The organism is Serratia microhaemolytica (assembly GCF_004011885.1).
GTDB lineage: Bacteria > Pseudomonadota > Gammaproteobacteria > Enterobacterales > Enterobacteriaceae > Serratia_G > Serratia_G microhaemolytica.
Map to the genome: position 1 here is coordinate 1 of NZ_SBEF01000005.1, position 21,762 is coordinate 21,762.

Genomic DNA, 21,762 nt, shown 5'->3' on the forward strand with positions numbered 1-21,762 from the left:
CGGTGATTGAACACCCGTTATTTACCACACCAATGGGTGGCGAACATCTGCCGGATTTCTCGCGCTGGGAAGCCCCCGAGTGGTTCCACCCGCTGTTGGAGCGATTAATCAAAGTCGATAACCGCTTTACCACCATTTATGGTTTGATTGGTCAACCTAAGTAGCGAAAAGTGCCGGGGGCAGGGTTCCAGTTCCCGCCCGTTGTTAAATATAGCTATCTACACCTCTCACTTCCTTAATATGAATCGCTTAGCGGCCTCTTTGAAGCTGCTAAGCTCCTCTGTTTAAAAGCATTTGATTATTTTGCAATAACCCCCTCCCAACCGCACCCGTCGCAGCGGGCGGAACTGGACAATGCTGTTGTTTTGATGAGGTGAAGCAGGTAAACGCGCGAACAGGTCAAATACTGTTGTTGGTTGAAAAATGTTGGTGATCTTGCCCTGAGCTGAACAGCGATACACAGCTAAGATACGCAGCCAGCGTGTTGACATCCGTTATCGCGATTGACTGAGCAGCTCGACAGGGCAAAGGTAGCGTAACTTCTTTCTTTTTGGCCAAATGCAACAAACAGCGGTGAGTGAAACGTTTGCTGGGTATGGCTTGAATCACACAGCGACGGTTGCTTGGGTTTGACCCTTTATTTTTGCGCTTTAAAAACGTTGTTTAAATACAAAAGGTTACAACAGGTGGTTTTTAATAGGGTAAAAAGACGATTTTTATCCTAGCTAGCTGTTGTAACTTATTTTTATTGGTTTATTCTATCGGTTCACTGCCGCACAGGCAGCTTAGAAAGGGATATATATAATGCGGCCACGTCTTTATCCGTTCACTGCCGCACAGGCAGCTTAGAAACGCGTGAGCGCGGCACTTCGCTTCTCCCTTGTGTTCACTGCCGCACAGGCAGCTTAGAAATCATCTTCGCATCCATCGAAGCCCATTTTAACGTTCACTGCCGCACAGGCAGCTTAGAAAAACTGGTTGCCAGCGGCAAAAGCCAAACCATGGTTCACTGCCGCACAGGCAGCTTAGAAACAGTAACATGATTCGGCTGCCTTCTCCGAATCGTTCACTGCCGCACAGGCAGCTTAGAAAGTAATCCATACGGGACTCTGTAGGCTTGTGCCGTTCACTGCCGCACAGGCAGCTTAGAAAACAAATTAATGTGATTACGTGCTTGAGTTAATGTTCACTGCCGCACAGGCAGCTTAGAAATTTATAGTGCGCGTCAATTGATGCTTGCAGCCGTTCACTGCCGCACAGGCAGCTTAGAAAGCTGCAGCGGTGAATTCAGAAAGTTCTTTTGGAGTTCACTGCCGCACAGGCAGCTTAGAAAGCGTGAAGCGCTTTCTTGATTTCTGATAATATGTTCACTGCCGCACAGGCAGCTTAGAAATTTTTGGCAATGCGGTTGTCATGGGCGTTGATGTTCACTGCCGCACAGGCAGCTTAGAAATGAAAATGAAGCCAAAACTCATCAGCGGCAATGTTCACTGCCGCACAGGCAGCTTAGAAAGCAAGGTATCAACCTCGCATGTGATGTGAGCTGTTCACTGCCGCACAGGCAGCTTAGAAAGCACTGTCCTGCTCGACGTTGATACCCGTGATGTTCACTGCCGCACAGGCAGCTTAGAAACGTCGGCAAGCAAAATGCTGCGCGGTGGGTATGCTCTTGTCCCTCACCACCGCACAGGCACGCTAACCATTTGCCGTTAACTGAGCCAGTAGGCGAGCGGTTTGTTCTGGTACGTTGCCGGTGATTGCTGCGGAGATCACCGCGATGCCGTTCACACCTTGTGCCATCACTTGTGCTAGGTTTTCATGGTTAATGCCGCCAATCGCGACGGATGGTAATTGGGTTGCATTGGCTAACAGGTTAAGCGTTGTCAGTCCGATAACCTCGATATCCTGTTTTGAAGCGGTAGCGAATACCGCGCCAAAACCGAGGTAATCAGCACCGGCTTCGGCGGCTTGTTGTGCTTCGTCAACACTCCCGGCGGAGGCACCAATAATAAACGGGCGCTTTGCCAGGTTTCGCGCTTGATTGATCGGTAAGTCACTCTGCCCTAAGTGAACGCCATCCGCGCCACAGGCCAAGGCAATATCAAGCCGGTCGTTAACCAAAAAAAGTGCACCATAAGCGCGACAAAGGGCTTGCATTCGCGTGGCGGTGGCAAACAGCGTTTTGCCGTCCATCCGTTTATCGCGTAACTGGATCGCGCTGGCTCCGCCCTGCAACGCCAATTCGGTTTGTTTTTCCAGTGATAGCGGCGCACCGAGGGTGCTGTCCGGGATCACGTAGAGCAGTAATGCTTCAGCCAGGCTTTTCATGCGGATTGCACACTCCAGCGTGTTTCGGTTGCCAAAAAGTCTTGCGGTGACAGGTGATACAGCGCGTCGATCAGGCAAGTTTGAAAAGAACCTGGCCCGCTACACTTTTGTTCGGCCCGTTCAGCAGCAATGCCGATCGCAATCAGGCCACACAGTGAGCCGAGTAGTGCATCACGGGTTGCTGCCGCACATGTGAGCATGATGCTGCCCAAGGCACAGCCACTGCCAGAAAGCAGCGGTAGCCAGGCACTGCCACCATAGATCAGCGCCACAGATTCGCCATCACTCAGATAGTCAACTTCGCCAGTGGCACAAGCAATACAGGCGTGGTGTTGTGCCAGTGTGATCACGCTTTGCCGCAGATCACCAGCCGTAACGGTATCAACGCCTTTGATGGTTCCACCTTCACCGGCCAGCAGCGATATCTCACCGGCGTTTCCTTTCAAAATGGAGAGTGGGAATTGTTGCAGCAGTTGTTGTGTGTGCTGAATACGACACGGCGAAGCGCCATAGCCGACCGGATCAAGCAGCGACAGGCAGTCTTGCCGTTTGGCGGCTGTAGCCAGGCCAATTTCGGCGGCTTGCAGTGCCGCCTGGTTCGGTGTGCCCAGATTGATCAGCAAGCCTTGGCATAGCGTTAGCAGATCAGCCGTCTCTGTTGGGTATTGCGACATGATGGGCGAGCCGCCGACTGCCAGACAGATATTGGCTTGCAGTGGCATGGCGACGTCGTTGCTGATATGGAAAATTAACGGTCGTTCTGTTTTGACACGCTGCCAAGCATCAACCAGGTGATCGGCGGTAATATGACGAAGTTGCATAATAATCAGCCTTATTGTTTTCTTTGGGTTATAACCACGGCACGTCAACTGCGTGCCCGAGTGGGCCATGCGAGTGGCCGGGTTTGAATGCGTGCTGAAGTGCTAGCCGTAAGTAGCGCCGTGCAAAATGCACCGCTTGTTTCAGATCGCGCCCGGCAGCGAGTTCAGCGGTTATCGCTGCGCTGAGTGTGCAACCGGTGCCATGGGTGTTCTGGGTGTTGATCCACTCGTCTTCAAACAGCGTGAATTCTCCATCGAGATAGAGTAGGTCGCACACTTTTTGCTGATGAGTTAAATGCCCACCTTTGATTAACACTGCGTTGCAGCCATGAGCGGCAATCGCCAGCGCAGCCTGTTTCATCTCCGCCACGCTTTCCACCCGTTGCCCGGTCAGTGTTGCGGCTTCTGGTGCGTTGGGCGTCACTAAGGTGGCTAGCGGGATCAACTCGTTTAACAGGGTGTTGACTGCACCGTCGGAGATCAGTTGGCTGCCACTCTGTGCGATCATGACTGGGTCGACCACTATTTGTTTAACGTGATGCTTTTTGAAATGTTCGGCGACGGTGATGATGGTGTCCGGGCAGTGCAACATGCCGGTTTTTGCGGCGGGGATCTCAAAATCTGAGAACAGTGCATCAAATTGCAGCGCGATCATCTGTTGTGGGGTGTCATGAATGCCGGTGACGCTGAGACTATTTTGAGCCGTCAAACCGACAACCACGTTCATGCCAAACACTTTCAGCGCTTGGAAGGTTTTTAAATCGGCCTGTATTCCAGCGCCACCTCCGCTGTCGCTGGCGGCTACAGACAGGGCGATTCCTCGGTAAAGCATGGCAGTGACCTCTCGTTACGTAAAAGGAGTGTGCCGCATAGCGGCAGCAAGTGCTTTGTTGACGATTGCTGTTGCCGGTTTAATTTAACCTGTGTGTTGATTTGATATCACTTTATGTGTTGCAGATCTTTGTCAGAAAGCGTTACCAGCCGCGCGGGGCAATCACGCTAGCAGGCGAGTAACGCAGTGATTAATCACGCTCGGGCGCGCAGTAGATGCGTTGTGGTCGGCCCACTTTGCCATAAATAATTTCCGCACAGAGTTGCTGATTGGCGGAGAGATATTCCAGATAGCGGCGCGCGGTGGTGCGGCTGAGGCCAATCTGCTGCGCGACCTGTTCTGCGGTATAACGTAATTGCGGCTCGTTAAACAGCGTGCGTACTTTGACTAGCGTCAATTCATCAATGCCGCTCGGTAATGTGGGTTGTTCACCGCCACGGGCGTAGGCATTAAACATCTGATCAATGCCGCGCTGGCTGAGGCGCGTTTTGCCTTTCAGTGCTTGGCGGCGCTGGCTAAAACGCAACAGCGTTTGTGCCAGGCGGTCATAAGCTAATGGCTTGATCAGGTAATCAAATACACCATAGCGCAACGCTTCTGCTACGGTGTCCATATCACTGGCAGCGGTGATGAATACCAAGCCACCGCTATAGCCCTCTAATGTCAATTCACGTAGAAAATCAATTCCTTGCCCATCTGGCAGAAAGTTATCCAGCAGGATCAGGTCTGGCTTGAAGCGTTCGGTCATACTACGCGCCAGAGCTAGCGAGTTGGCCAGCCAAATCTGGCGAGCACCGCCGTTCTGTTTGATAAACTCGACATGCATTTCTGCCAGTGCGGTTTCATCTTCCACAATCAGAATATTGAGCCATTCCAATTTCACTCTCCATCACTGGATCACTGCACCCAGGTAACCGATTGGTAAGGAAATATTATTGTTTATTTTCAATCAGGTATTCTCAATGGCATCGCAAGTTACGTTAAGCGAAACCGCGTGTAAACCGGTTGCCGATTGATCGTGTTGCCGTGATTGACAATATCTGCTGGCGGTACTTTAGCAAAACAGTGGCGAAAATAAAAACAATAAAAATAATTAAGTAAATAAAAACCATAAAACAACTTTTTAGCTGCAATATATTTGTGAGATCGGTCAATAATAATCTCTTTTTTTCTGTTTACCATAATCCAATTGCTATTTATTCCAACGCTGACGTCGTTATTGGTTACATTCGCTAGTGATTAATGTGTCTTTATTTTTCAATTTACTACCGCATGTTTATTTTGTGTCATTTTTAACCACATCACCAGTGGGATTATTTTAGAGAGTGTGTCATGTTCAGTGATGCCGTATTTAATTGTGTTAAGCGTTCTGACCATAAAAATATCGCGCTGATTAGTGCATTCTTGCGCAGCAATGATCTCAATATAGACACCACGGTCGAGGTTTTTATTACCGTGACACAAGATGATCAATTAGTCGCCTGTGGGGGTATTGCGGATAACATTATTAAATGTATCGCCATTAGCCCACAGATGCGTGGTGAGGGGCTAGCGCTCTCACTGGCGACTGAACTGGTCAATCTGGCTTATGAACGTCAGCATACGGAGTTGTTTATCTACACCAAGGCAGAGAATGAGCCGCTGTTTCGCCAGTGTGGTTTTTACCCGATTGCCAGCGTGCCGGGGGTGGTGGTGCTGATGGAGAATAGCCCGTGTCGGCTCAAACGCTACGCAACACAACTGGCAACGTTACGTCAGCCGGGCAAAAAAATTGGCAGTATTGTGATGAATGCCAGCCCATTTACCCGTGGACATCAATATCTGTTGCGTCAGGCGGCACAGTGTTGCGACTGGCTGCATCTGTTTCTGGTGAAAGAGAACACTTCACGCTTTCCCTATCAGCATCGACGGGAATTGGTGCTTAAAGGCGCGCAACAGATCAGCAATCTGACGGTGCATGAAGGGTCACAATATGTGATTTCACGCGCTACCTTTCCTTGTTATTTCATTAAAGAACAAGGCATTGCTGACCAGTGTTATACCGAGATTGATCTGAAGATTTTTCGCCAATACTTGGCACCGGCGTTGGCGATCACCCACCGTTTTGTCGGTACCGAACCGTTCTGTGAAGTAACGGCAAAGTACAACCGAGATATGCGTTATTGGCTGGAAAGCAGCACGCTCAGCAGCCCAACGATTGAGTTGGTGGAGATTGAGCGTTTGCAGTATCAGGGGATGGCGATCTCTGCCTCTTGGGTGCGCAAGCTATTGGCGGCTGGCGATTTTCATGCTGCTGCGCCACTGGTGCCGGAAGATACCCTTTACTATCTGCAAGATCAGCAGCAACAACGTCGATCCAAACCGTAGCCTTAATCAAATAATCAGCGCATCAAGTTAACTTTGCACAACCAGGTGAATGATGAAAATAGTCCGAGAAGCCGTGGCGGGTACGTTGGAATCCAGCGATGTGATGGTTCGTATCGCACCAGCGCAGGGGCCACAGCATGATCTGCTGATTGCCAGCAGTGTAGAGAAGCAGTTTGGTGAGGCGATCAGGCAGACGCTGTTGGAGCTGTTGCAGCGCTACCAGGTGTCACCGGTGCAACTGATCATTGACGATAAAGGGGCGTTAGATTGCGTGTTACGGGCGCGCTTGGAAACCGCACTGATACGCGCCAGCGATAGCGACACACTACCGTGGGAGGTACCGGGTGAGAATGCCAGATAAGAACCGTATGCGCCGTAGCATGTTATTTGTGCCGGGTGCCAATGCGGCAATGGTGAGCAACGCGTTTATTTACCAGGCGGATGCGGTGATGTTCGATCTGGAAGATTCGGTGATCTTGCGTGAAAAGGATGCCGCACGGCGTCTGGTCTATCACGCGCTACAGCACCCGTTGTATCGGGAGATTGAAACCATCGTGCGGGTTAATGCGCTCGATTCGGCCTATGGCCTGGCTGATTTACAGGCGGTGGTGCGTGCGGGTGTCGACATTGTGCGGTTACCGAAGACCGACAGCGCACAAGACGTGATTGAGATGGAAGCTGAAATTGCCGCGATTGAACAGGCTTGTGGGCGTCCGCTTGGTAGCACTGGCTTGCTGGCGGCGATCGAGTCTGCACAAGGTATCACTCAAGCAGTGGCGATAGCGCAGTCGTCTGCACGCTTAATCGGCATTGCGCTGGGGGCAGAAGATTATGTGCGCGATCTGCGTACCGAACGTTCGCCAGAGGGGATTGAGCTGCTATTTGCCCGCTGTTCACTGCTACAGGCCGCACGTGCTGCTGGAATACAGGCGTTCGATACCGTCTATTCCGATGCTAACAACGAAGCTGGCTTTTTACAGGAAGTAATGCAGATCAAACAGTTGGGCTTTGATGGCAAGTCGTTGATCAACCCGCGCCAGATTGAATTACTGCACAATTTATTTGCGCCAAGCAGCAAAGAGGTTGCTGCTGCACAGCGGGTGGTGGATGCCGCCGATAGCGCAGAGAAAGAGGGGCTGGGTGTGGTGTCGCTCAACGGCAAGATGGTCGATAGCCCGGTGATTGAACGCGCGCGCCTGTTGCTGCAACGTGCAGCCCTTTCTGGCATTCGTGAATCGAGCGACTTTAGCGAGGAGCAAGCATGAAACGTCAACAACGCGTGATGACATTGACGCAAGACACCGAGTTAGCACGTTATCAGCCGATCTCGAAAGCGAATCAGCAGGCGCGCAAGCCGCGAGATGGCAAGTGCTGCGATTCGTTATCAGAGGCAATCCGGCGTAGCGGACTACAGGATGGAATGACCATCTCCTTTCACCATGCATTCCGTGGTGGCGATTTAACGCTTAACCAAGTGATGGAGGCGATTGCAGCAATGGGGTTCCGCAATTTAACGCTGGCTTCCAGCTCGTTAACTGACTGCCACGCGCCACTGGTTGGGCATATTCGTAATGGTGTTGTCAGCCGTATTTATACCTCTGGCTTGCGTGGTCCGCTGGCGGAAGCGATTTCACACGGGTTGCTGAAACAGCCGGTGCAGATCCACTCACATGGCGGGCGGGTACAGTTGATTCACAGCGGTGAGTTGCAGATTGATGTCGCCTTTCTTGGTGTGCCGAGTTGCGATGAGTTTGGTAATGCTAATGGTCATAGCGGAGAAGCCTGCTGCGGTTCACTCGGTTATGCCAAGGTGGATGCGGCCGTGGCACGGCGTGTGGTGCTGCTGACCGAAGCGATAGTGGCTTATCCACATCATCCGGCTAGCTTGGCGCAGGATCAGGTTGATCTGATTGTGCAATTGCCTCGAGTGGGTGATGCCAACAAGATTGGTGCCGGTGCGACCCGGATGACCACCAATCCGCGAGAGCTGTTGATTGCCCGGCGAGCTGCCGAGGTGATTGTTGGCTCAGGCTATTTTACCGAAGGTTTCTCGCTACAAACCGGTACTGGTGGCGCTTCGCTGGCGGTAACGCGTTTTCTGGAACACAAAATGCGCGCCAGGGGAGTACGTGCCGGTTTCGCGCTGGGCGGTATCACTTCGACTATGGTGGATTTGCATGAGAAGGGGCTGATTGACAAGTTACTCGATGTGCAGAGTTTTGATCGCGCTGCCGCCAGCTCGTTGGCGCGTAATCCCAACCATATCGAGATTAGCGCTAATCAGTATGCCAACTTGAATGCCAAAGGCGCATCGGTTGATCGTCTCGATGTGGTGGTGCTCAGCGCACTGGAAATTGATGTCGAGTTTAATGTCAACGTGTTGACCGGCTCTGATGGCGTGATCCGTGGTGCTTCTGGCGGCCATTGTGATACTGCCGCAGCCGCTCGGCTGGCAATTATTGTCGCACCGTTGGTGCGTGGACGCATTCCGACGCTGGTTGAGCAGGTGACCACCTGCGTCACGCCCGGTTCCAGCATTGATATTCTAGTGACCGATCATGGTATTGCTGTCAATCCGGCTCGCCCTGAGCTGGCAGAGCGATTGCAGCAGGCGGGTTTAACCGTGGTCACCATTGAAGCGTTACGTCAGCGTGCGTTACTGCTGACCGGTGAGCCGAAGCCGATTGCATTTAGCGACAATGTGGTGGCAGTGGTGCGCTACCGCGATGGTTCAGTGATCGACGTGGTGCATCAACTTGTCCAGTAACAGATTGTCCAGTAACAGATTGCCCAGTAACGCATTGTCCAGTAACACATTGCCCAGTAACACATTGTCCAGTAACGCATTGTCCAGTAACACATTGCCCAGTAACACATTGCTCACGAATGCACTTCCTGCAGATGTGTTGCCTGGTGATGCCATCGTGCATCTGGTGCGTGAGTTGGCCGCCAACCGAGCGGTCACCCTGCCGGAACTGCTGGCCAGCCGTGACAACCGGCAGCAGCGACAACAGGCGTGGCTGGCTCACTATGCTGCGCCGTTGCTGGTGTTGACACTGGTTGTGCCCGGTGCGGTGAAAGACAGCCAATTGACTCGCCAGATCTTTAACCGGGGGTGGCGGGCAGTACAGCGGATGTCGGTTCAACAGGGCTGGCACTGTCATCAACAACAGACGTTGGCATTGCCGACCGGTTGCGAGGGTTATCTGTCACTACAGGCAGATGCCTGGCAGATCAAACGGGCGGCAGTGGCATTGGAGCAACAGCAAGCGGTTGGCCGCCTGTGGGATATCGATGTGCTGACGCCCGAAGGGCAAATTATCTCGCGCAGTGATATTGGGCTGCCTGAACGCCGTTGCCTGCTTTGTGATCGACCGGCCAAACAGTGCGCCCGCCAGCGAACTCACTCTAATGAACAGCTAGTTAGCGAAATAGCGAGGATATTCTATGCCGCATCGTGATCGTGCTCTGCGGTCGCTGCCACTTGCCTGCCAGCAGTTTGCTGATTTGGCATTTCAGGCGCTGTTGGTAGAGGTCAACCTAACGCCAAAGCCTGGGCTGGTTGATCGCAACAATAGTGGCGCACACCGTGACATGGAGTTAGGGCATTTTTACCGCAGCGCACGCACGATTGCAGCGTGGTTGCCACGTTTTATCCGCCAGGGTATCGAGGATGCGGAGTTGCCGGTTGAGCAGCAACTCGCTCGGCTGCGTCCACTGGGTGTGGTTTGTGAACAGCAGATGTTTCAGGCGACGGGTGGGATTAACACGCATAAAGGCAGCATCTTCAGTTTGAGCTTGCTGTGTAGCGCTTTTGGCCGGTTACAGCAACTGCGCCAGCCTATCGACGCGGAGAGTCTCTGCCAGCAGGTGGCGCAAATCTGCCGGGGCTTGGTCAAGCGTGAACTGATCGATAACAACCGTGGTAGGAGTGCTGGAGAGCGGTTATTCAATCGCTTGGGGTTAAGCGGTGCGCGCGGCGAGGCAGAGTCCGGATTTCACCGCGTGATAGGTGGTGCATTACCGCACTACTGCCGACGCCTAGCGGAAGGCGCGGGCGAGCAGGCGGCACTGCTCGATAGCCTGCTGTGGCTAATGGCACATAACAACGACACCAACGTGGCAGCACGCGGTGGGCTTCAGGGGTTGCATTGGCTACAACAGCGTGCGCTCCGTTTATTGGCACAGGGCGGTGCCGTGGCGCCTCAGGGTATCAGACAACTACAGCTATTCGATGCGGCTTGTATCCGTCGCAATCTAAGCCCGGGCGGTAGTGCCGATCTGTTGATCGTGACCTGGCTGTTGGCGCAGTTGGCACCGCCGCTGTTTTTAAAAGATCACAATGCGTTTAGGAGGTCTGTTTATGTCTGAAACCAAAGAAAAAATCTGGAAGGCGCTCGCCCCGTTTGCGGTGCTGTTAGTGATTTTATTGATCCCCGCGCCAGAGGGGATGCCACCACAAGCTTGGCGCTATTTCGCGATTTTCGTCGCGATGGTGGTGGGCATGATCCTGGAGCCAATCCCTGCGACGGCGATCAGTTTTATTGCGATGAGCACCTGTGTGCTGGGTGCCAACTGGGTGCTGTTTGGTGCGCAAGAGCTGGCTGATCCCGGCTTTAAGGCGAGCAAAGAGGCGTTAAAGTGGGGGCTGGCCGGTTTTTCCAGTACCACAGTTTGGCTGGTGTTTGGTGCGTTTATCTTTGCGCTTGGCTATGAGGCGACCGGATTAGGACGGCGCATTGCATTGTTTTTGGTCAAGTTTATGGGTAAACGCACGCTGACATTAGGTTATGCGGTGGTGATCATCGACATTCTGTTAGCGCCATTCACGCCTTCCAATACCGCACGCACCGGCGGTACCGTGTTTCCGGTGGTGAAAAACCTGCCAGCACTGTTTGATTCCTACCCGAATGATCCTTCATCACGTCGCATCGGTGGCTACCTGATGTGGATGATGGTGGTGGGCACCAGTATCAGTTCGTCAATGTTTATTACCGGATCAGCCCCTAATGTGTTGGGGATTGAGTTTGTCAATAAGATCGCTGGGGTGCAGATTAGCTGGATGCAGTGGTTCCTGGCGTTTTTACCGGTCGGCCTGCTGTTGTTGGTGATCGCGCCGTTGCTCTCTTACTACCTCTATAAGCCGACCATCACACACAGTAATGAGGTCGCCAGTTGGGCGGAAAATGCGCTGCAACAGATGGGAAAGCTGAGCCGCCAAGAGTATATGCTGATCGGATTGGTGCTGTTTAGCCTGTCGCTGTGGGTGTTTGCTGGCCAGTGGGTCAATGCTACTGCGGTCTGTTTATTGGCCGTGTCACTGATGCTGATGCTGCGTGTGGTGAATTGGAGCGAGATCACCAAGTACTCCAGTGCCTGGAATACCTTGGTTAATCTGGCGACGCTGGTGGTGATGGCCAGTGGCCTCAGCCGCTCTGGATTTATTGATTGGTTTGCCAGCATGATGAGCACGCATCTGGATGGTTTTTCACCCAAAATGACGGTGTTGCTGCTCGTGCTGGTGTTTTACTATGCACACTATCTGTTTGCCAGCCTTTCCGCCCATACTGCAACCATGTTGCCAGTGATTTTGGCGATCGGTAAGGGGTTGCCAGGGGTGCCGATGGAGCATCTTTCGATCCTGCTGGTGCTGTCGATCGGCATTATGGGCGTGCTGACACCGTATGCTACCGGGCCGGGGGTGATCATCTACGGTTGTGGTTATGTGAAATCGAAAGATTATTGGCGGCTTGGCGGTATCTTGGGGGCAATTTACATCTCTGCACTGTTGTTGATTGGGTGGCCGATCCTCAGTCTGTGGTATTGAATCTTGCCGTTAGGCATTGGGGATAAACAGCGAGAAGATTGCACCGTGCGGATCATTATCCGTTACTTCAATGCTACCACCGGCTTGCGCAACATAACGCGCTACCAAATGTAGCCCAATGCCGTGGTCACCTTTCTGTTTGCTGCTGATGCCCGGTTCAAATAGGGTGTCACGCAGTGCGGGATCAATGCCGCTGCCGTGATCGGCTACTTCGATAATCAACTCGTGTGTGTTGTCGACGAGGTAGAGTTCCACTACGCCATAGGGCGGCGCGGTGCGTAGTGTCGCTTCGACCGCGTTATCCAGCAGATTGCCGATAATTGACATCAGCTCGGTTTCGTTCAGTGAACGTGGCAGTTGCTGCAACTGGCAGGCTGGATCAAAGCAGAGCGTGATGCCTTTTTCGGCCGCACTGGCATATTTACCCAGTAGCAGCCCACACAGAGGCGCGGAGTTGAAGCGTTGTGAGATGAAATCGAGCATCTCTTGTACCCCTTCCGATTGCGCGGTGATGTAGCGCATCGCTTCATCGTAGCGTTGCATATGCAGTAGGCCGGCCAGGGTGGCAGTCCAGTTCAACTGTTCATGGCGAATAATGCGCAGGCTGTCGGCATAGCGCTTGACTTGGCTGAGTTGGCTGCTGAGGGTGTTGATGTCATTTTTATCACGGAAGCTGATCACCCAGCCGAGCAGTTCATCATCCTGCATAATACGCACTCGGCTGGCAATCACGCGTACATGGTTGAAGCGGCAGACTTCATCATGCAGATCTTGGTGTTGATCAGCAGTAAAGAAGTCAGGTTGTGTCTGGATCACGCTGTTGACCGGCTGCCCGAGTAGCTGGTGCAGTGGTTGCCGTAACGCGAGGCGTTCACGCGCGGCGTGGTTGAGGGTGATGATGCGTAGCTGGCGATCGACGGCAATCACCCCTTCATAGATTGCTTCCAGTAGCGCTTTCTGTTGGCGCACCAGCAGGGCAATCTCTTTTGGCTCTAACGACAGCATTTGGCGCTTGAGGTTTTTCGACAGTAGCCAAGAGAACAGAAATAGTGCGATCAGCAACAGCACAATCGATACGCTGATCTGCATCAGTATTCGTGTGTTGATGCTGTCAATGTAGGATTTCAGGTAGCCCACCGAGACGATACCGATCACCTGTTGGTTGCTATCCAGCAGTGGCGCTTTGCTGCGTAGCGAAACACCCAATCCCCCTTCACGGATCGAGATAATGGTGTTACCTGCTAGCACTTCGCTATTGTCGCCACCGACCATTGGTTTGCCTAAGCGTTCTGGGTGTTCGGAGTGGTAAAGATGCAGTGTTTGACGATCACCAATCACGATATAACTGGCATCACTGACAGCACGAATTTTTTGCATCAGTGCGGCGATCGCTGCGCTATCTTGCTGGATGACTGCACTGAGCAGGGTTGGCATCCGCGCGATCGCGCGTGCTTGTACTTGAGCGCGTGCGCCTAAATCGCGGTGTAGCTGCTGATCCCAGCGGTAGTAAGCATAACCACCAATCAGTGATAACAGCAGTGATGAGAAGGCGACCAAACAGAGGAACAGCTTAATGTGAAAAGAGAGTTTGATGGTCATATCACGCCATTGATCGCTAGGTTCTGGTAATGGCTTACCTTATCACGTGCCAGTCAGCTTGGGTTAGTCAGTTGGTTGACGCATTCAGGCACCCGGCGCAGTGAAACGGCCAAATAGCCGGTAACGGCTGCCAGGATAGAGCAGGCGAGAGGAGGAGACTACCGTTTTGCCAGACCAAGTACGGCGGTGGATCAGTAGCCCCGGCTCATGCTCTGCCAGTTGTAACAGTTCGCGTTCATTTGCGCTCGGGATCACCGCTTCCACGATATGCTCACCGGCGGTGAGTGGTGCCGATTCAGTCAGATAGATGTAGGGTGTGAGTTGGTCGAAATCCTGCTGCATGTAGTCAGGCGCGGCAAGTGGATTGATGCAGCGATCTTCTACCTGTACCGGAATGTCATTCTCGTAGTGGACAATTTGTGAGTAGAACACCTGCTGGCCAGGGTGAATGTTTAACGCTGCGGCTTCTTCACTGCTGGCGGGGCGTGCGATCAGTTGCAGGATTTTGCTGCTGTGACGATGGCCGCGTGCGGCGATCTCATCGGCGATGTTATGGACTTCGAGTAATGCGGTATCGGCTTTCGCTTCCGCGACAAAGGTGCCGACGCCTTGCATTCGTACCAGAAAACCTTCGCTGGTCAGTTCACGCAGTGCGCGGTTGATGGTCATGCGGCTGACACCTAACTGATTCACCAGTTCACTTTCGGAGGGAACTCGCTGGTGCGGTTGCCAGTGCCCAGCGCGGATCTGGCTGATGATGGCTTGTTTAACCCGTTGATAAACAGGTGCTGGGGTGTCGCTCATCGCGGCAGCTAATTGCAGCAGGGGCTGTTGGTCGACCAAGATATTCACCTCGATAAATAAAAAAAGAGTAGCAGTAGTTTACTGTTGATGTCCAAGCATGTATATACAAGTAAACATCAGTTCATCGCATCGGTGATCAACACTGGCTGATCGTGTTTATTTCATTAACGGTTGTTTAATTTTTTGCCTGAGCGCTGGCTGTTGATACTGCTTTTTGCGGCAGGAGAGTAGCATAACAGCCGAGGGCAGAAGTTTGCAGGTTAAATAGTAGCGTTTGATGCGGCGAGCTTCATGCCAGGGTTGAGCAATTGCTGAGACTGAACTGCGGTTTTTCTGTTTGCGTCTGCGTGGTTGTTGCACGTGGTTACCTCATCGATCTCATTGGGAATTTCGTATGCCTGCCTATTTTGCTTCTCGTGCGCTGCTTCCATCTGGTTGGGCGCATAACGTGCGGTTGGATGTTGATGATCTGGGCCAATTCAGCCAGATCACCCCTGATGCTCTGCCCGATGGCGCGGTCTGTCTGCACGGCGATGTTGTGCCTGGGATGCCAAATCTTCATTCGCATGCTTTTCAACGTGTGATGGCCGGGCTGGCCGAGATTGCTGGCGATCCTCAAGACAGTTTTTGGACGTGGCGTGATTTGATGTATCGCCTGCTTCAGCGTTTGACCCCCGATCAGGTCGCGGTGATTGCCCGTCAGTTATATATTGAGATGTTAAAAGGTGGCTACACCCAAGTGGCAGAGTTTCACTATCTTCATCATGCCCCAGGTGGCAAGCGCTATGCCGATCTGGGTGAGATGACGGCTCAGCTCAGTTGGGCGGCCGAGCAGGCCGGTATCGGTTTGACACTGTTGCCGGTGTTGTATAGCTATGCCGGTTTCGGTGCTCAGCCGGCGCAAGCTGGGCAGTTGCGCTTTATTCAGGATGTCGACAGCTATTTGCGCCAGCAGCAGGTGGTGGCACGACAGGTTGCCACGCTTCGCGAGCAAAATCAGGGTATTTGCTTCCACTCATTGCGTGCGGTTGAGTTGCAGCAGATGCAGCAGGTGTTGGCACACAGCAGTGATCAACTGCCGGTGCATATCCATATCGCCGAGCAGCAGAAGGAAGTGAATGATTGTTTGGCATGGAGTGGGCAACGTCCGGTGGCGTGGTTGTATCAGCAGTTAGCGGTCGATCAGCGCTGGTGTCTGGTTCATGCGACTCATCTTGATCAGGGCGAGATCCACTCGATTGCTGCCAGTCAGGCCGTGGCAGGCCTCTGCCCGAGCACCGAGGCCAATCTGGGCGATGGGATTTTCCCCGGTGTTGCTTATCTACAGCAGCAGGGGCGTTGGGGGATCGGTTCTGATAGCCATGTGTCACTCAGTGTGGTGGAGGAGTTGCGCTGGTTTGAGTATGGTCAGCGCTTGCGTGATCAACGGCGTAATCGGCTTAGCACGCCCCAGCAGCCTTCGGTCGGTGATTGGCTCTATCAGCAGGCGCTACAAGGGGGTGCTCAAGCTTGTGGGGTAGCGATTGGCAAACTGGCGATCGGTTATCGTGCGGATTGGCTGGTGTTGGATGGCGATGATCCCTATCTACAGGGGACGCCAGCGGTTTCTCTGCTCAATCGCTGGCTGTTTGCCGGTGGTCAGCAGCAGATCCGTGATGTGTTTGTCGCCGGGCGGCAAGTGATCGAACAGGGGCAGCACCACTTGCAGCAGCAGAGTGATGCGCAGTTTTTACAGGTGCTGAAGGCTTGTCAACAGGAGGTATGATGCGCTTAACCCGATTTAGTTTTGCACAACTTGCAGTGAGCCGTTGGCGGAATGGTGGCGGTGAGACGCGTGAGATCACTAGCCAACCGCTAGGTGCGAGTCAATTTGACTGGCGAGCCAGTATCGCGACGATTGCGCAGGATGGGCCATTTTCTGCTTTCCCCGGTATTGATCGCTCGATCACGTTACTGGCGGGAGGTGGGGTACATCTGTTCGCCGCTGAAGGTGTTGATCACCGTCTGGATCAGATTGGTGTACCGTTTGCTTTTGCGGGTGATCTGCCGCTACAGGCGCAATTGTTGGCGGGCAGTAGTCAGGATTTCAATATTATGACTCGGCGCGGTCGCCACAGTGCCAGCGTACAGCGACTGGTTAGCAGCCAGGTTATTGATCCTGCTCATGCCGGTGTGCTTTATGTACTTGGTGGTGAGTGGCTGTTGCCTGACCAAAGCTCACTGGTTGCCCAGCAGGGGGTTTGGTGGTTGGCCGGTGAGGGGCCGACAGCATTGCGGTTAAAACAGCAGGAGCGCGCCGATCCAGCGGCAGTATTGTGGGCTGAGATCAGAATAGTGTGCTGTCAACTGGATTAATTTTATTAAAAAACAAAAAATTAACTATTTTTAACCAAAAGGGCACTATTGGATTGCTTCAGGTGCTTGTGTTTTGGCTGGCAGTTAGGGCAAAATACGCCAAATGCAGATAGCCGACGTGTTAAACCGTCGGTTATTTTTTTGCATTGCCTTTAAGCAATTTGCTTTTTATACACCAAGCGAGGCCGGTCATCGAGCCGGATAGATAAATAGTTCCGTTGCAATCAAACAAAACTTTATGGTTGCAACTTATGAGGATAACAATGATGGGGCAATTTTTCACTTTAGCACCGGTGCCCGCCGGCATCCGCTGTGGCCGCAGCGATTATGGAGCAACCAAGGCAGCATTGCCTTGCCACCTTGCTTCCCTCATTCCCCTATTTGAATTTAGTCCCACGTTGCGAAGTTTCCCTGCAACCTTGAGTTTTGGCGTGTCTACTCTCCGTCAGGCTGAAGGTAAGGGGGGGCTTAGTAATGTCCAATAATATCCATACCGCTGCGACAGGCAGCCAACGCCCTCAACTACGTAAAACACTGACTTTAATTCCGGTGATCATGATTGGTTTGGCTTATATGCAGCCAATGACCATTTTCGATACTTTCGGTATCGTTTCACATATTACCGATGGTCATGTGCCGACAGCGTATGCGTTTGCTTTGCTGGCGATCCTGTTGACTGCATTCAGTTACGGTAAGTTGGTGCGTAAGTATCCTTCTGCTGGCTCTGCATATACCTATGCCCAGAAGTCGATCAATCCGCATGTCGGGTTTATGGTTGGCTGGTCGGCGATGCTTGACTACCTGCTGATGCCGATGATCAACATTCTGTTGGCGAGAACTTATCTGGAAGAGATTCTACCGGGCATTCCGCCGTGGATCTTTGTGTTGGTGCTGGTCGGTATTATGACGTTCGCTAACCTGCGTGGGATCAAGCTGGTGGCTAACCTGAACTCGATTATTGTTGTGGTGCAGGTCGCTATCATGGTGGTGTTTTTAGGCTTGGTGATCCACGGCGTCTGGTTGGGTGAGGGCGGCGGTACTCTGGTCAGTAGTCGGCCATTCTGGTCTGACAATGCGCATGTTGCCGCTATGCTGACCGGAGCGACTATCCTCTGTTTCTCGTTCTTGGGTTTTGATGGCCTTAGCTCACTGTCGGAAGAGACTAAAGATGCCGAGCGGGTGATCCCGAAGGCGATCTTCCTCACTGTGTTGATCGGCGGTGTGATTTTTATTGCGGTTTCTTACTTCGTGCAGCTTTATTTCCCTAATGTGTCACACTTTAAGGATATTGAGTCTTCACAACCCGAGATTATGCTGTATGTCGCTGGCAAGTTGTTCCAGTCGGTGATTTTGGTGATCTCTTGTGCCACCGTGTTGGCTTCTGGTATGGCGGCTCATGCGGGTGTCTCGCGCTTAATGTATGTGATGGGGCGTGATGGTGTGTTGCCTGAGCGGTTCTTTGGCTATCTGCATCCTAAGTGGCACACGCCAACGCTGAATGTGTTGCTGGTGGGGGTGATTGCGATATCGGCGATCTCGTTTAATCTGGCCACGGCGACTGCGCTGATCAGCTTTGGTGCGCTGTTTGCGTTCACCTTTGTTAACTTGTCTGTGATTGCACAGTTCTATATTCGTGACAAACTGAATCGTACGCTTAAAGAGAAGTTCAGCTATCTGATCATGCCAATGCTCGGTACCTTGACGGTGAGTATGCTGTGGATCCACCAGGAGCGTAATGCGATGATACTGGGCTTGAGCTGGGCTGCGTTAGGTATCATTTACCTGGCTATTGTGACGCGCAGTTTCCGTTTGCCCGTGCCGCAAGCCAGCGAAGATGTCGGCTAACTGAGTATGTTCCCTCTCCTTGATAAGGGGAGGGTTTAAAGTCTTTGATTGTTTTTAAATAACCCCTTCCCAGTTCCCGGTTCGTAGTGGGAGCAGGGAAGGGGTTATTTTGCTTTAAGAAGGGGAATGACATAGACACGCACGCAGGTTACATACTGGTTTTGGTTAAAAAATGTTCGTTATCTTGTCCTGAGCGCTCATTTCCACAAGGTCAACCAAGCAGATATTTGGCGTAATCAAACAGCGCTTTAAGTTGCTCTAACTTGGCTGGTTCACTGGCATAGCGGTGATAAAGTTCTTCCAGTTGCAGTAGATAGTGGCTGACGCGCTGTTCAGTTAATGTCTGCTGACGATACTGGAGCCAGCGGCGTTGTTCGCTGTCGTCCAGCGTATTCGGGTAGTTGCGTGCGCGGTAGCGAAATAGCAGCTCGGCCATTCTGTTGTCGCTAAAGGTTAAATTGAGTGCCGGCAGATGTTGTGCTGGTGTTTGTTGGATGATCTGCATTGCGGCTTTATCGGCATCACTGAAGAAACCGTCGTAGAGTCGGCGATCAACATCAGTCAGTGCGGGGAAGGGTTCTGCATCGGCAAACAGTGCCAGCACTTTTTCTCGCACTTCAGGGTGCTGTCGCAGCAGGTTGAGGTTGTCACGGCAACGTTGACGATCAATGCCCAGCCGCACCGCATTTTCTGGTAGCAGGGTTTTAGCCGGTGCTAACACCGGACATTTGTTGAGATGTACCAGTTTGATTGGTACTGCGGGTTCATCCGCTGACAAGTGATCTCGACGGGTGTAGAGGCGCTGGCGTAGTTCATCGCTGGTGAGTGTTAGCAATGGGCTGATATCTGTCGCCAGATCGCACATGATCACGGCATTTTTGTTGCTGGGATGCCAGGCAAGCGGTACCACCCAACTGGTGTTGCCGCGTAGCGCACCAAACATGCCAGAAACATGGACCAGTGGCGTCATTTCGGCAATGTTGATCAGCGGAGCCAGTTTGTGTTTGTGACGATGCTCAAACAGATAGTTAAATAATCTGGGTTGCGCTTGCCGCACGAGGCGCGCAATTGCGATGGTGGCGTAGACATCAGACATTGCATCATGAGCCTGCTGATGTTCCAGATTATTGGCTTGTGTTAAGTGTTCCAGACGGAAACTCGGTAGTCCCTGTTCATTTTCCGGCCAGTTGATGCCCTCTGGACGTAGTGCATAGCAGGCACGCATCACATCCAGCAGATCCCAGCGTGAATTACCGTGTTGCCAACTGTAGGCGTAGGGATCATAGAAGCAGCGGTAGAAGATGTTGCGGCTTACTTCATCATCAAAACGGATATTGTTGTAGCCGACGATGCAGGTGCCCGGTTGGCTGAAGGCGTGGTGGATTTGGCGGGCGAACTCCGCTTCATTGCTGCCTTTGGCGAGTGCTTGTTGTGGCGTGATGCCAGTTATCATCACCGCTTCCGGATCGGGCAGGTAGTCGTCGGCAGGCGCACAGTAACAGATCAGTGGTTGTTCAATCGGGTTGAGATCAGCGTCAGTACGAATACCGGCAAATTGAGCAGGGCGATCAAGCGATGGGCTTTTCCCAAAAGTTTCATAGTCATGGAAGTAGAATGTGTTCTGTTTCTGTTTGCCATTCATGTTGTCTTGCTGTCCAGCAGTGGGCTACTCTGCCCAAGTTTTGCCAATATTTCATTGGTGAGTTCAGCCAGATGCTTAACGGGCGATATGGCTGGTTTAACACGCTAGTGCTGAGAAGATGCGGCCATGATAGCGAGTGTATCTGCATCATGGCCAATTTTTTGTGTTGCTTTTTAATGCGTTGTCTTTGTTTGATTAAGTCGCTAATTGAGCGATTTAATCTTTAAAGTACCAGTAACCACTGTTGATCAGTTCAGTCAGCGTAGACAAAAACGGTAGGTCGTGTAGCGCATCGGCGAGTTGATCGGCACTGATCACCCAGTGTTGGCATAACTGTTCACTGCCGTGTTGATGGTGGGCATTGATTTTTTCACCATTAACAAACAGTTGCTCACCGATACTTAAGACACGTAAACCACCAAGACGTTGCAGACGTTCCCCTGCCAGCAATAGTTGATGCACTTCATCACACTGATAAGGCGGCTCGGGTGGTGCAACATCGAGTTCGTGCCGTGGCTGTGAGATAAATTCACCCAGCCAGTGTGTAAAGTGTTCAGGTTGTTGTACTAGGTCGATGATCATCTGGCGCAGTTTATCGACTTCATGTGGCAAGATTTCAGCCGCTTGTCGCCGTGGCTGAAGATCAGCATCGCGGTAGCGTTCGCTCCCCAACTCTTGCTCCAGAATGTGATCGGCATAGCTGCTGAGCAGTTCGCGACCATTAGGGGCTCGTAGCCCAACCGAGTAGTTGAGCGAGTTTTCCAGTGAGTCGCCTTCATGCGGAAAGTTAGGCGGGATGTAGAGAATATCACCCGGTGCGAGCTCTTCATCAATGATCGCTTCAAACGGTGCCACTTGCAGGAGATCAGGATGGGGGCAGTGCTGTTTCAGTGGCAAGTTTTCGCCGACACGCCAGCGGCGGCGGCCACTGCCTTGGATGATGAAGACATCATACTGATCAATATGTGGACCAACACCACCGCCAGGCACTGAGAATGAGATCATCAAATCATCAACACGCCAGTCCGGTAATTGGCGAAACGGTTGCATTAAGGCGCTAGAGGGTTCGTGCCAGTGGTTGACCGCTTGCACCAGTAACGACCAGTTATTTTCACCAAGATGGTCATAGCTTTCAAATGGGCCATGAGCCACTTGCCAGCGGCCATTATGATGGCTGACTAAACGGCTATCGACTTCATTTTCCATTGCAAGCCCGGCAAGTTCGTCGGCAGAGATGGGATCAACAAAGTTTTTGAAACCAGACTTCAGGACCACAGGGCGCTTTTGCCAATAATGTTGTAAAAAGTCGCTCCAGTTGAGATTAAGCAGGTAATCCATAGGC

19 protein-coding genes and 1 CRISPR repeat array are annotated in these 21,762 nt (G+C 52.3%); of the genes, 10 read left to right on the forward strand and 9 right to left on the reverse strand.

Features of this window, described 5'->3' with window-relative positions; all coding sequences use genetic code 11:
• Positions 1-764 precede the first annotated feature (764 nt).
• Positions 765-1,633: direct repeats of the CRISPR family, unit length 28 nt; unit sequence GTTCACTGCCGCACAGGCAGCTTAGAAA.
• Positions 1,634-1,695: 62 nt separating this feature from the next.
• The 4 genes from thiE to dpiA all read right to left on the reverse strand — a co-directional run bounded on the left by thiE (position 1,696) and on the right by dpiA (position 4,858).
• Positions 1,696-2,328 (reverse strand): thiamine phosphate synthase, encoded by a 633-nt coding sequence (thiE, locus tag EOJ37_RS04435; RefSeq protein WP_127958242.1) that lies wholly within the window; start codon positions 2,326-2,328, stop codon positions 1,696-1,698.
• Positions 2,325-3,149 (reverse strand): hydroxyethylthiazole kinase, encoded by an 825-nt coding sequence (thiM, locus tag EOJ37_RS04440; RefSeq protein WP_162473653.1) that lies wholly within the window; start codon positions 3,147-3,149, stop codon positions 2,325-2,327. The genes thiE and thiM overlap by 4 nt, the downstream gene beginning before the upstream one ends.
• Before the next feature lie 28 nt (positions 3,150-3,177).
• On the reverse strand, positions 3,178-3,981 hold the full coding sequence (gene thiD, locus EOJ37_RS04445) for a bifunctional hydroxymethylpyrimidine kinase/phosphomethylpyrimidine kinase (protein ID WP_127958246.1): 804 nt from the start codon (positions 3,979-3,981) through the stop codon (positions 3,178-3,180).
• Between the two features lie 190 nt (positions 3,982-4,171).
• A complete protein-coding gene (gene dpiA, locus EOJ37_RS04450) occupies positions 4,172-4,858 on the reverse strand; it encodes a two-component response regulator DpiA (protein ID WP_127958426.1) in 687 nt (228 codons plus the stop codon).
• Between the two features lie 455 nt (positions 4,859-5,313).
• Between dpiA and citC the strand changes: the two genes are divergently transcribed.
• From citC to citF, 4 genes are read left to right on the forward strand one after another with little or no spacing between them, the layout of a single operon-like run.
• The gene (gene citC, locus EOJ37_RS04455) at positions 5,314-6,348 is read left to right on the forward strand and encodes a [citrate (pro-3S)-lyase] ligase (RefSeq protein ID WP_127958248.1); all 1,035 of its coding nucleotides are present in this window, start codon (positions 5,314-5,316) and stop codon (positions 6,346-6,348) included.
• 52 nt (positions 6,349-6,400) lie between these two features.
• Complete coding sequence (gene citD / locus EOJ37_RS04460) at positions 6,401-6,709, forward strand: citrate lyase acyl carrier protein (RefSeq protein ID WP_127958428.1); 309 nt, start codon at positions 6,401-6,403, stop codon at positions 6,707-6,709.
• Complete coding sequence (locus EOJ37_RS04465; protein WP_162473654.1) at positions 6,699-7,613, forward strand: aldolase/citrate lyase family protein; 915 nt, start codon at positions 6,699-6,701, stop codon at positions 7,611-7,613. The genes citD and EOJ37_RS04465 overlap by 11 nt, the downstream gene beginning before the upstream one ends.
• Complete coding sequence (citF, locus tag EOJ37_RS04470) at positions 7,610-9,115, forward strand: citrate lyase subunit alpha (RefSeq protein ID WP_127958252.1); 1,506 nt, start codon at positions 7,610-7,612, stop codon at positions 9,113-9,115. The genes EOJ37_RS04465 and citF overlap by 4 nt, the downstream gene beginning before the upstream one ends.
• Here the strand turns inward: citF and EOJ37_RS14385 are convergent.
• A complete protein-coding gene (locus EOJ37_RS14385) occupies positions 9,080-9,232 on the reverse strand; it encodes a hypothetical protein (RefSeq protein WP_155522477.1) in 153 nt (50 codons plus the stop codon). The genes citF and EOJ37_RS14385 overlap by 36 nt on opposite strands.
• 37 nt (positions 9,233-9,269) lie before the next feature.
• Here EOJ37_RS14385 and citX point away from each other — a divergent pair, with 37 nt between their 5' ends.
• The 3 genes from citX to EOJ37_RS04485 are packed head-to-tail and all read left to right on the forward strand — an operon-like array spanning position 9,270 to position 12,175.
• Positions 9,270-9,809 carry a citrate lyase holo-[acyl-carrier protein] synthase gene (citX, locus tag EOJ37_RS04475; RefSeq protein ID WP_127958430.1) on the forward strand — a complete coding sequence of 180 codons (540 nt, stop codon included), beginning with the start codon at positions 9,270-9,272 and terminating at the stop codon, positions 9,807-9,809.
• Positions 9,796-10,719 carry a triphosphoribosyl-dephospho-CoA synthase CitG gene (citG, locus tag EOJ37_RS04480; RefSeq protein ID WP_127958254.1) on the forward strand — a complete coding sequence of 308 codons (924 nt, stop codon included), beginning with the start codon at positions 9,796-9,798 and terminating at the stop codon, positions 10,717-10,719. The genes citX and citG overlap by 14 nt, the downstream gene beginning before the upstream one ends.
• Positions 10,712-12,175, forward strand: coding sequence for an anion permease (locus EOJ37_RS04485; protein ID WP_127958256.1), 1,464 nt, complete (start codon positions 10,712-10,714; stop codon positions 12,173-12,175). Before citG ends, EOJ37_RS04485 begins: the two co-directional genes overlap by 8 nt.
• Positions 12,176-12,184: 9 nt before the next feature.
• On the opposite strand, the gene EOJ37_RS04490 is transcribed toward EOJ37_RS04485, so the two are convergent.
• Positions 12,185-13,774 carry an ATP-binding protein gene (locus EOJ37_RS04490; protein WP_127958259.1) on the reverse strand — a complete coding sequence of 530 codons (1,590 nt, stop codon included), beginning with the start codon at positions 13,772-13,774 and terminating at the stop codon, positions 12,185-12,187.
• Between the two features lie 84 nt (positions 13,775-13,858).
• Positions 13,859-14,578 carry a histidine utilization repressor gene (gene hutC / locus EOJ37_RS04495; protein ID WP_420820615.1) on the reverse strand — a complete coding sequence of 240 codons (720 nt, stop codon included), beginning with the start codon at positions 14,576-14,578 and terminating at the stop codon, positions 13,859-13,861.
• A gap of 394 nt (positions 14,579-14,972) precedes the next feature.
• On the opposite strand from hutC, the gene EOJ37_RS04500 reads away from it, so the two are divergent.
• The 3 genes from EOJ37_RS04500 (at position 14,973) to EOJ37_RS04515 (ending at position 18,778) form a co-directional block, all read left to right on the forward strand.
• A complete protein-coding gene (locus EOJ37_RS04500; RefSeq protein ID WP_127958263.1) occupies positions 14,973-16,343 on the forward strand; it encodes a formimidoylglutamate deiminase in 1,371 nt (456 codons plus the stop codon).
• On the forward strand, positions 16,343-16,933 hold the full coding sequence (locus tag EOJ37_RS04505; protein WP_127958432.1) for a HutD/Ves family protein: 591 nt from the start codon (positions 16,343-16,345) through the stop codon (positions 16,931-16,933). The genes EOJ37_RS04500 and EOJ37_RS04505 overlap by 1 nt, the downstream gene beginning before the upstream one ends.
• A 474-nt stretch (positions 16,934-17,407) precedes the next feature.
• Positions 17,408-18,778, forward strand: coding sequence for an APC family permease (locus EOJ37_RS04515; protein ID WP_127958265.1), 1,371 nt, complete (start codon positions 17,408-17,410; stop codon positions 18,776-18,778).
• Positions 18,779-18,989: 211 nt separating this feature from the next.
• Here EOJ37_RS04515 and sbcB read toward each other — a convergent pair whose 3' ends face one another.
• Positions 18,990-20,420 carry an exodeoxyribonuclease I gene (sbcB, locus tag EOJ37_RS04520; RefSeq protein ID WP_127958267.1) on the reverse strand — a complete coding sequence of 477 codons (1,431 nt, stop codon included), beginning with the start codon at positions 20,418-20,420 and terminating at the stop codon, positions 18,990-18,992.
• A gap of 216 nt (positions 20,421-20,636) precedes the next feature.
• Positions 20,637-21,758 carry a ribosomal protein uL16 3-hydroxylase gene (locus EOJ37_RS04525; protein WP_127958269.1) on the reverse strand — a complete coding sequence of 374 codons (1,122 nt, stop codon included), beginning with the start codon at positions 21,756-21,758 and terminating at the stop codon, positions 20,637-20,639.
• Positions 21,759-21,762: the final 4 nt, after the last annotated feature.

Excerpts from the sequence above, each read along its gene's own strand:
- thiD (WP_127958246.1), bottom strand. The coding sequence starts at position 3,981 with ATGCTTTACCGAGGAATCGCCCTGTCTGTAGCCGCCAGCGACAGCGGA.
- EOJ37_RS04465 (WP_162473654.1), top strand. The coding sequence starts at position 6,699 with ATGCCAGATAAGAACCGTATGCGCCGTAGCATGTTATTTGTGCCGGGT.
- thiM (WP_162473653.1), bottom strand. The coding sequence starts at position 3,149 with ATGCAACTTCGTCATATTACCGCCGATCACCTGGTTGATGCTTGGCAG.
- thiE (WP_127958242.1), bottom strand. The coding sequence starts at position 2,328 with ATGAAAAGCCTGGCTGAAGCATTACTGCTCTACGTGATCCCGGACAGC.
- EOJ37_RS04490 (WP_127958259.1), bottom strand. The coding sequence starts at position 13,774 with ATGACCATCAAACTCTCTTTTCACATTAAGCTGTTCCTCTGTTTGGTC.
- citF (WP_127958252.1), top strand. The coding sequence starts at position 7,610 with ATGAAACGTCAACAACGCGTGATGACATTGACGCAAGACACCGAGTTA.
- citC (WP_127958248.1), top strand. The coding sequence starts at position 5,314 with ATGTTCAGTGATGCCGTATTTAATTGTGTTAAGCGTTCTGACCATAAA.
- EOJ37_RS04525 (WP_127958269.1), bottom strand. The coding sequence starts at position 21,758 with ATGGATTACCTGCTTAATCTCAACTGGAGCGACTTTTTACAACATTAT.
- hutC (WP_420820615.1), bottom strand. The coding sequence starts at position 14,578 with ATGAGCGACACCCCAGCACCTGTTTATCAACGGGTTAAACAAGCCATC.
- citD (WP_127958428.1), top strand. The coding sequence starts at position 6,401 with ATGAAAATAGTCCGAGAAGCCGTGGCGGGTACGTTGGAATCCAGCGAT.
- EOJ37_RS04505 (WP_127958432.1), top strand. The coding sequence starts at position 16,343 with ATGCGCTTAACCCGATTTAGTTTTGCACAACTTGCAGTGAGCCGTTGG.
- EOJ37_RS04515 (WP_127958265.1), top strand. The coding sequence starts at position 17,408 with ATGTCCAATAATATCCATACCGCTGCGACAGGCAGCCAACGCCCTCAA.
- EOJ37_RS04500 (WP_127958263.1), top strand. The coding sequence starts at position 14,973 with ATGCCTGCCTATTTTGCTTCTCGTGCGCTGCTTCCATCTGGTTGGGCG.
- citG (WP_127958254.1), top strand. The coding sequence starts at position 9,796 with ATGCCGCATCGTGATCGTGCTCTGCGGTCGCTGCCACTTGCCTGCCAG.
- sbcB (WP_127958267.1), bottom strand. The coding sequence starts at position 20,420 with ATGAATGGCAAACAGAAACAGAACACATTCTACTTCCATGACTATGAA.
- EOJ37_RS04485 (WP_127958256.1), top strand. The coding sequence starts at position 10,712 with ATGTCTGAAACCAAAGAAAAAATCTGGAAGGCGCTCGCCCCGTTTGCG.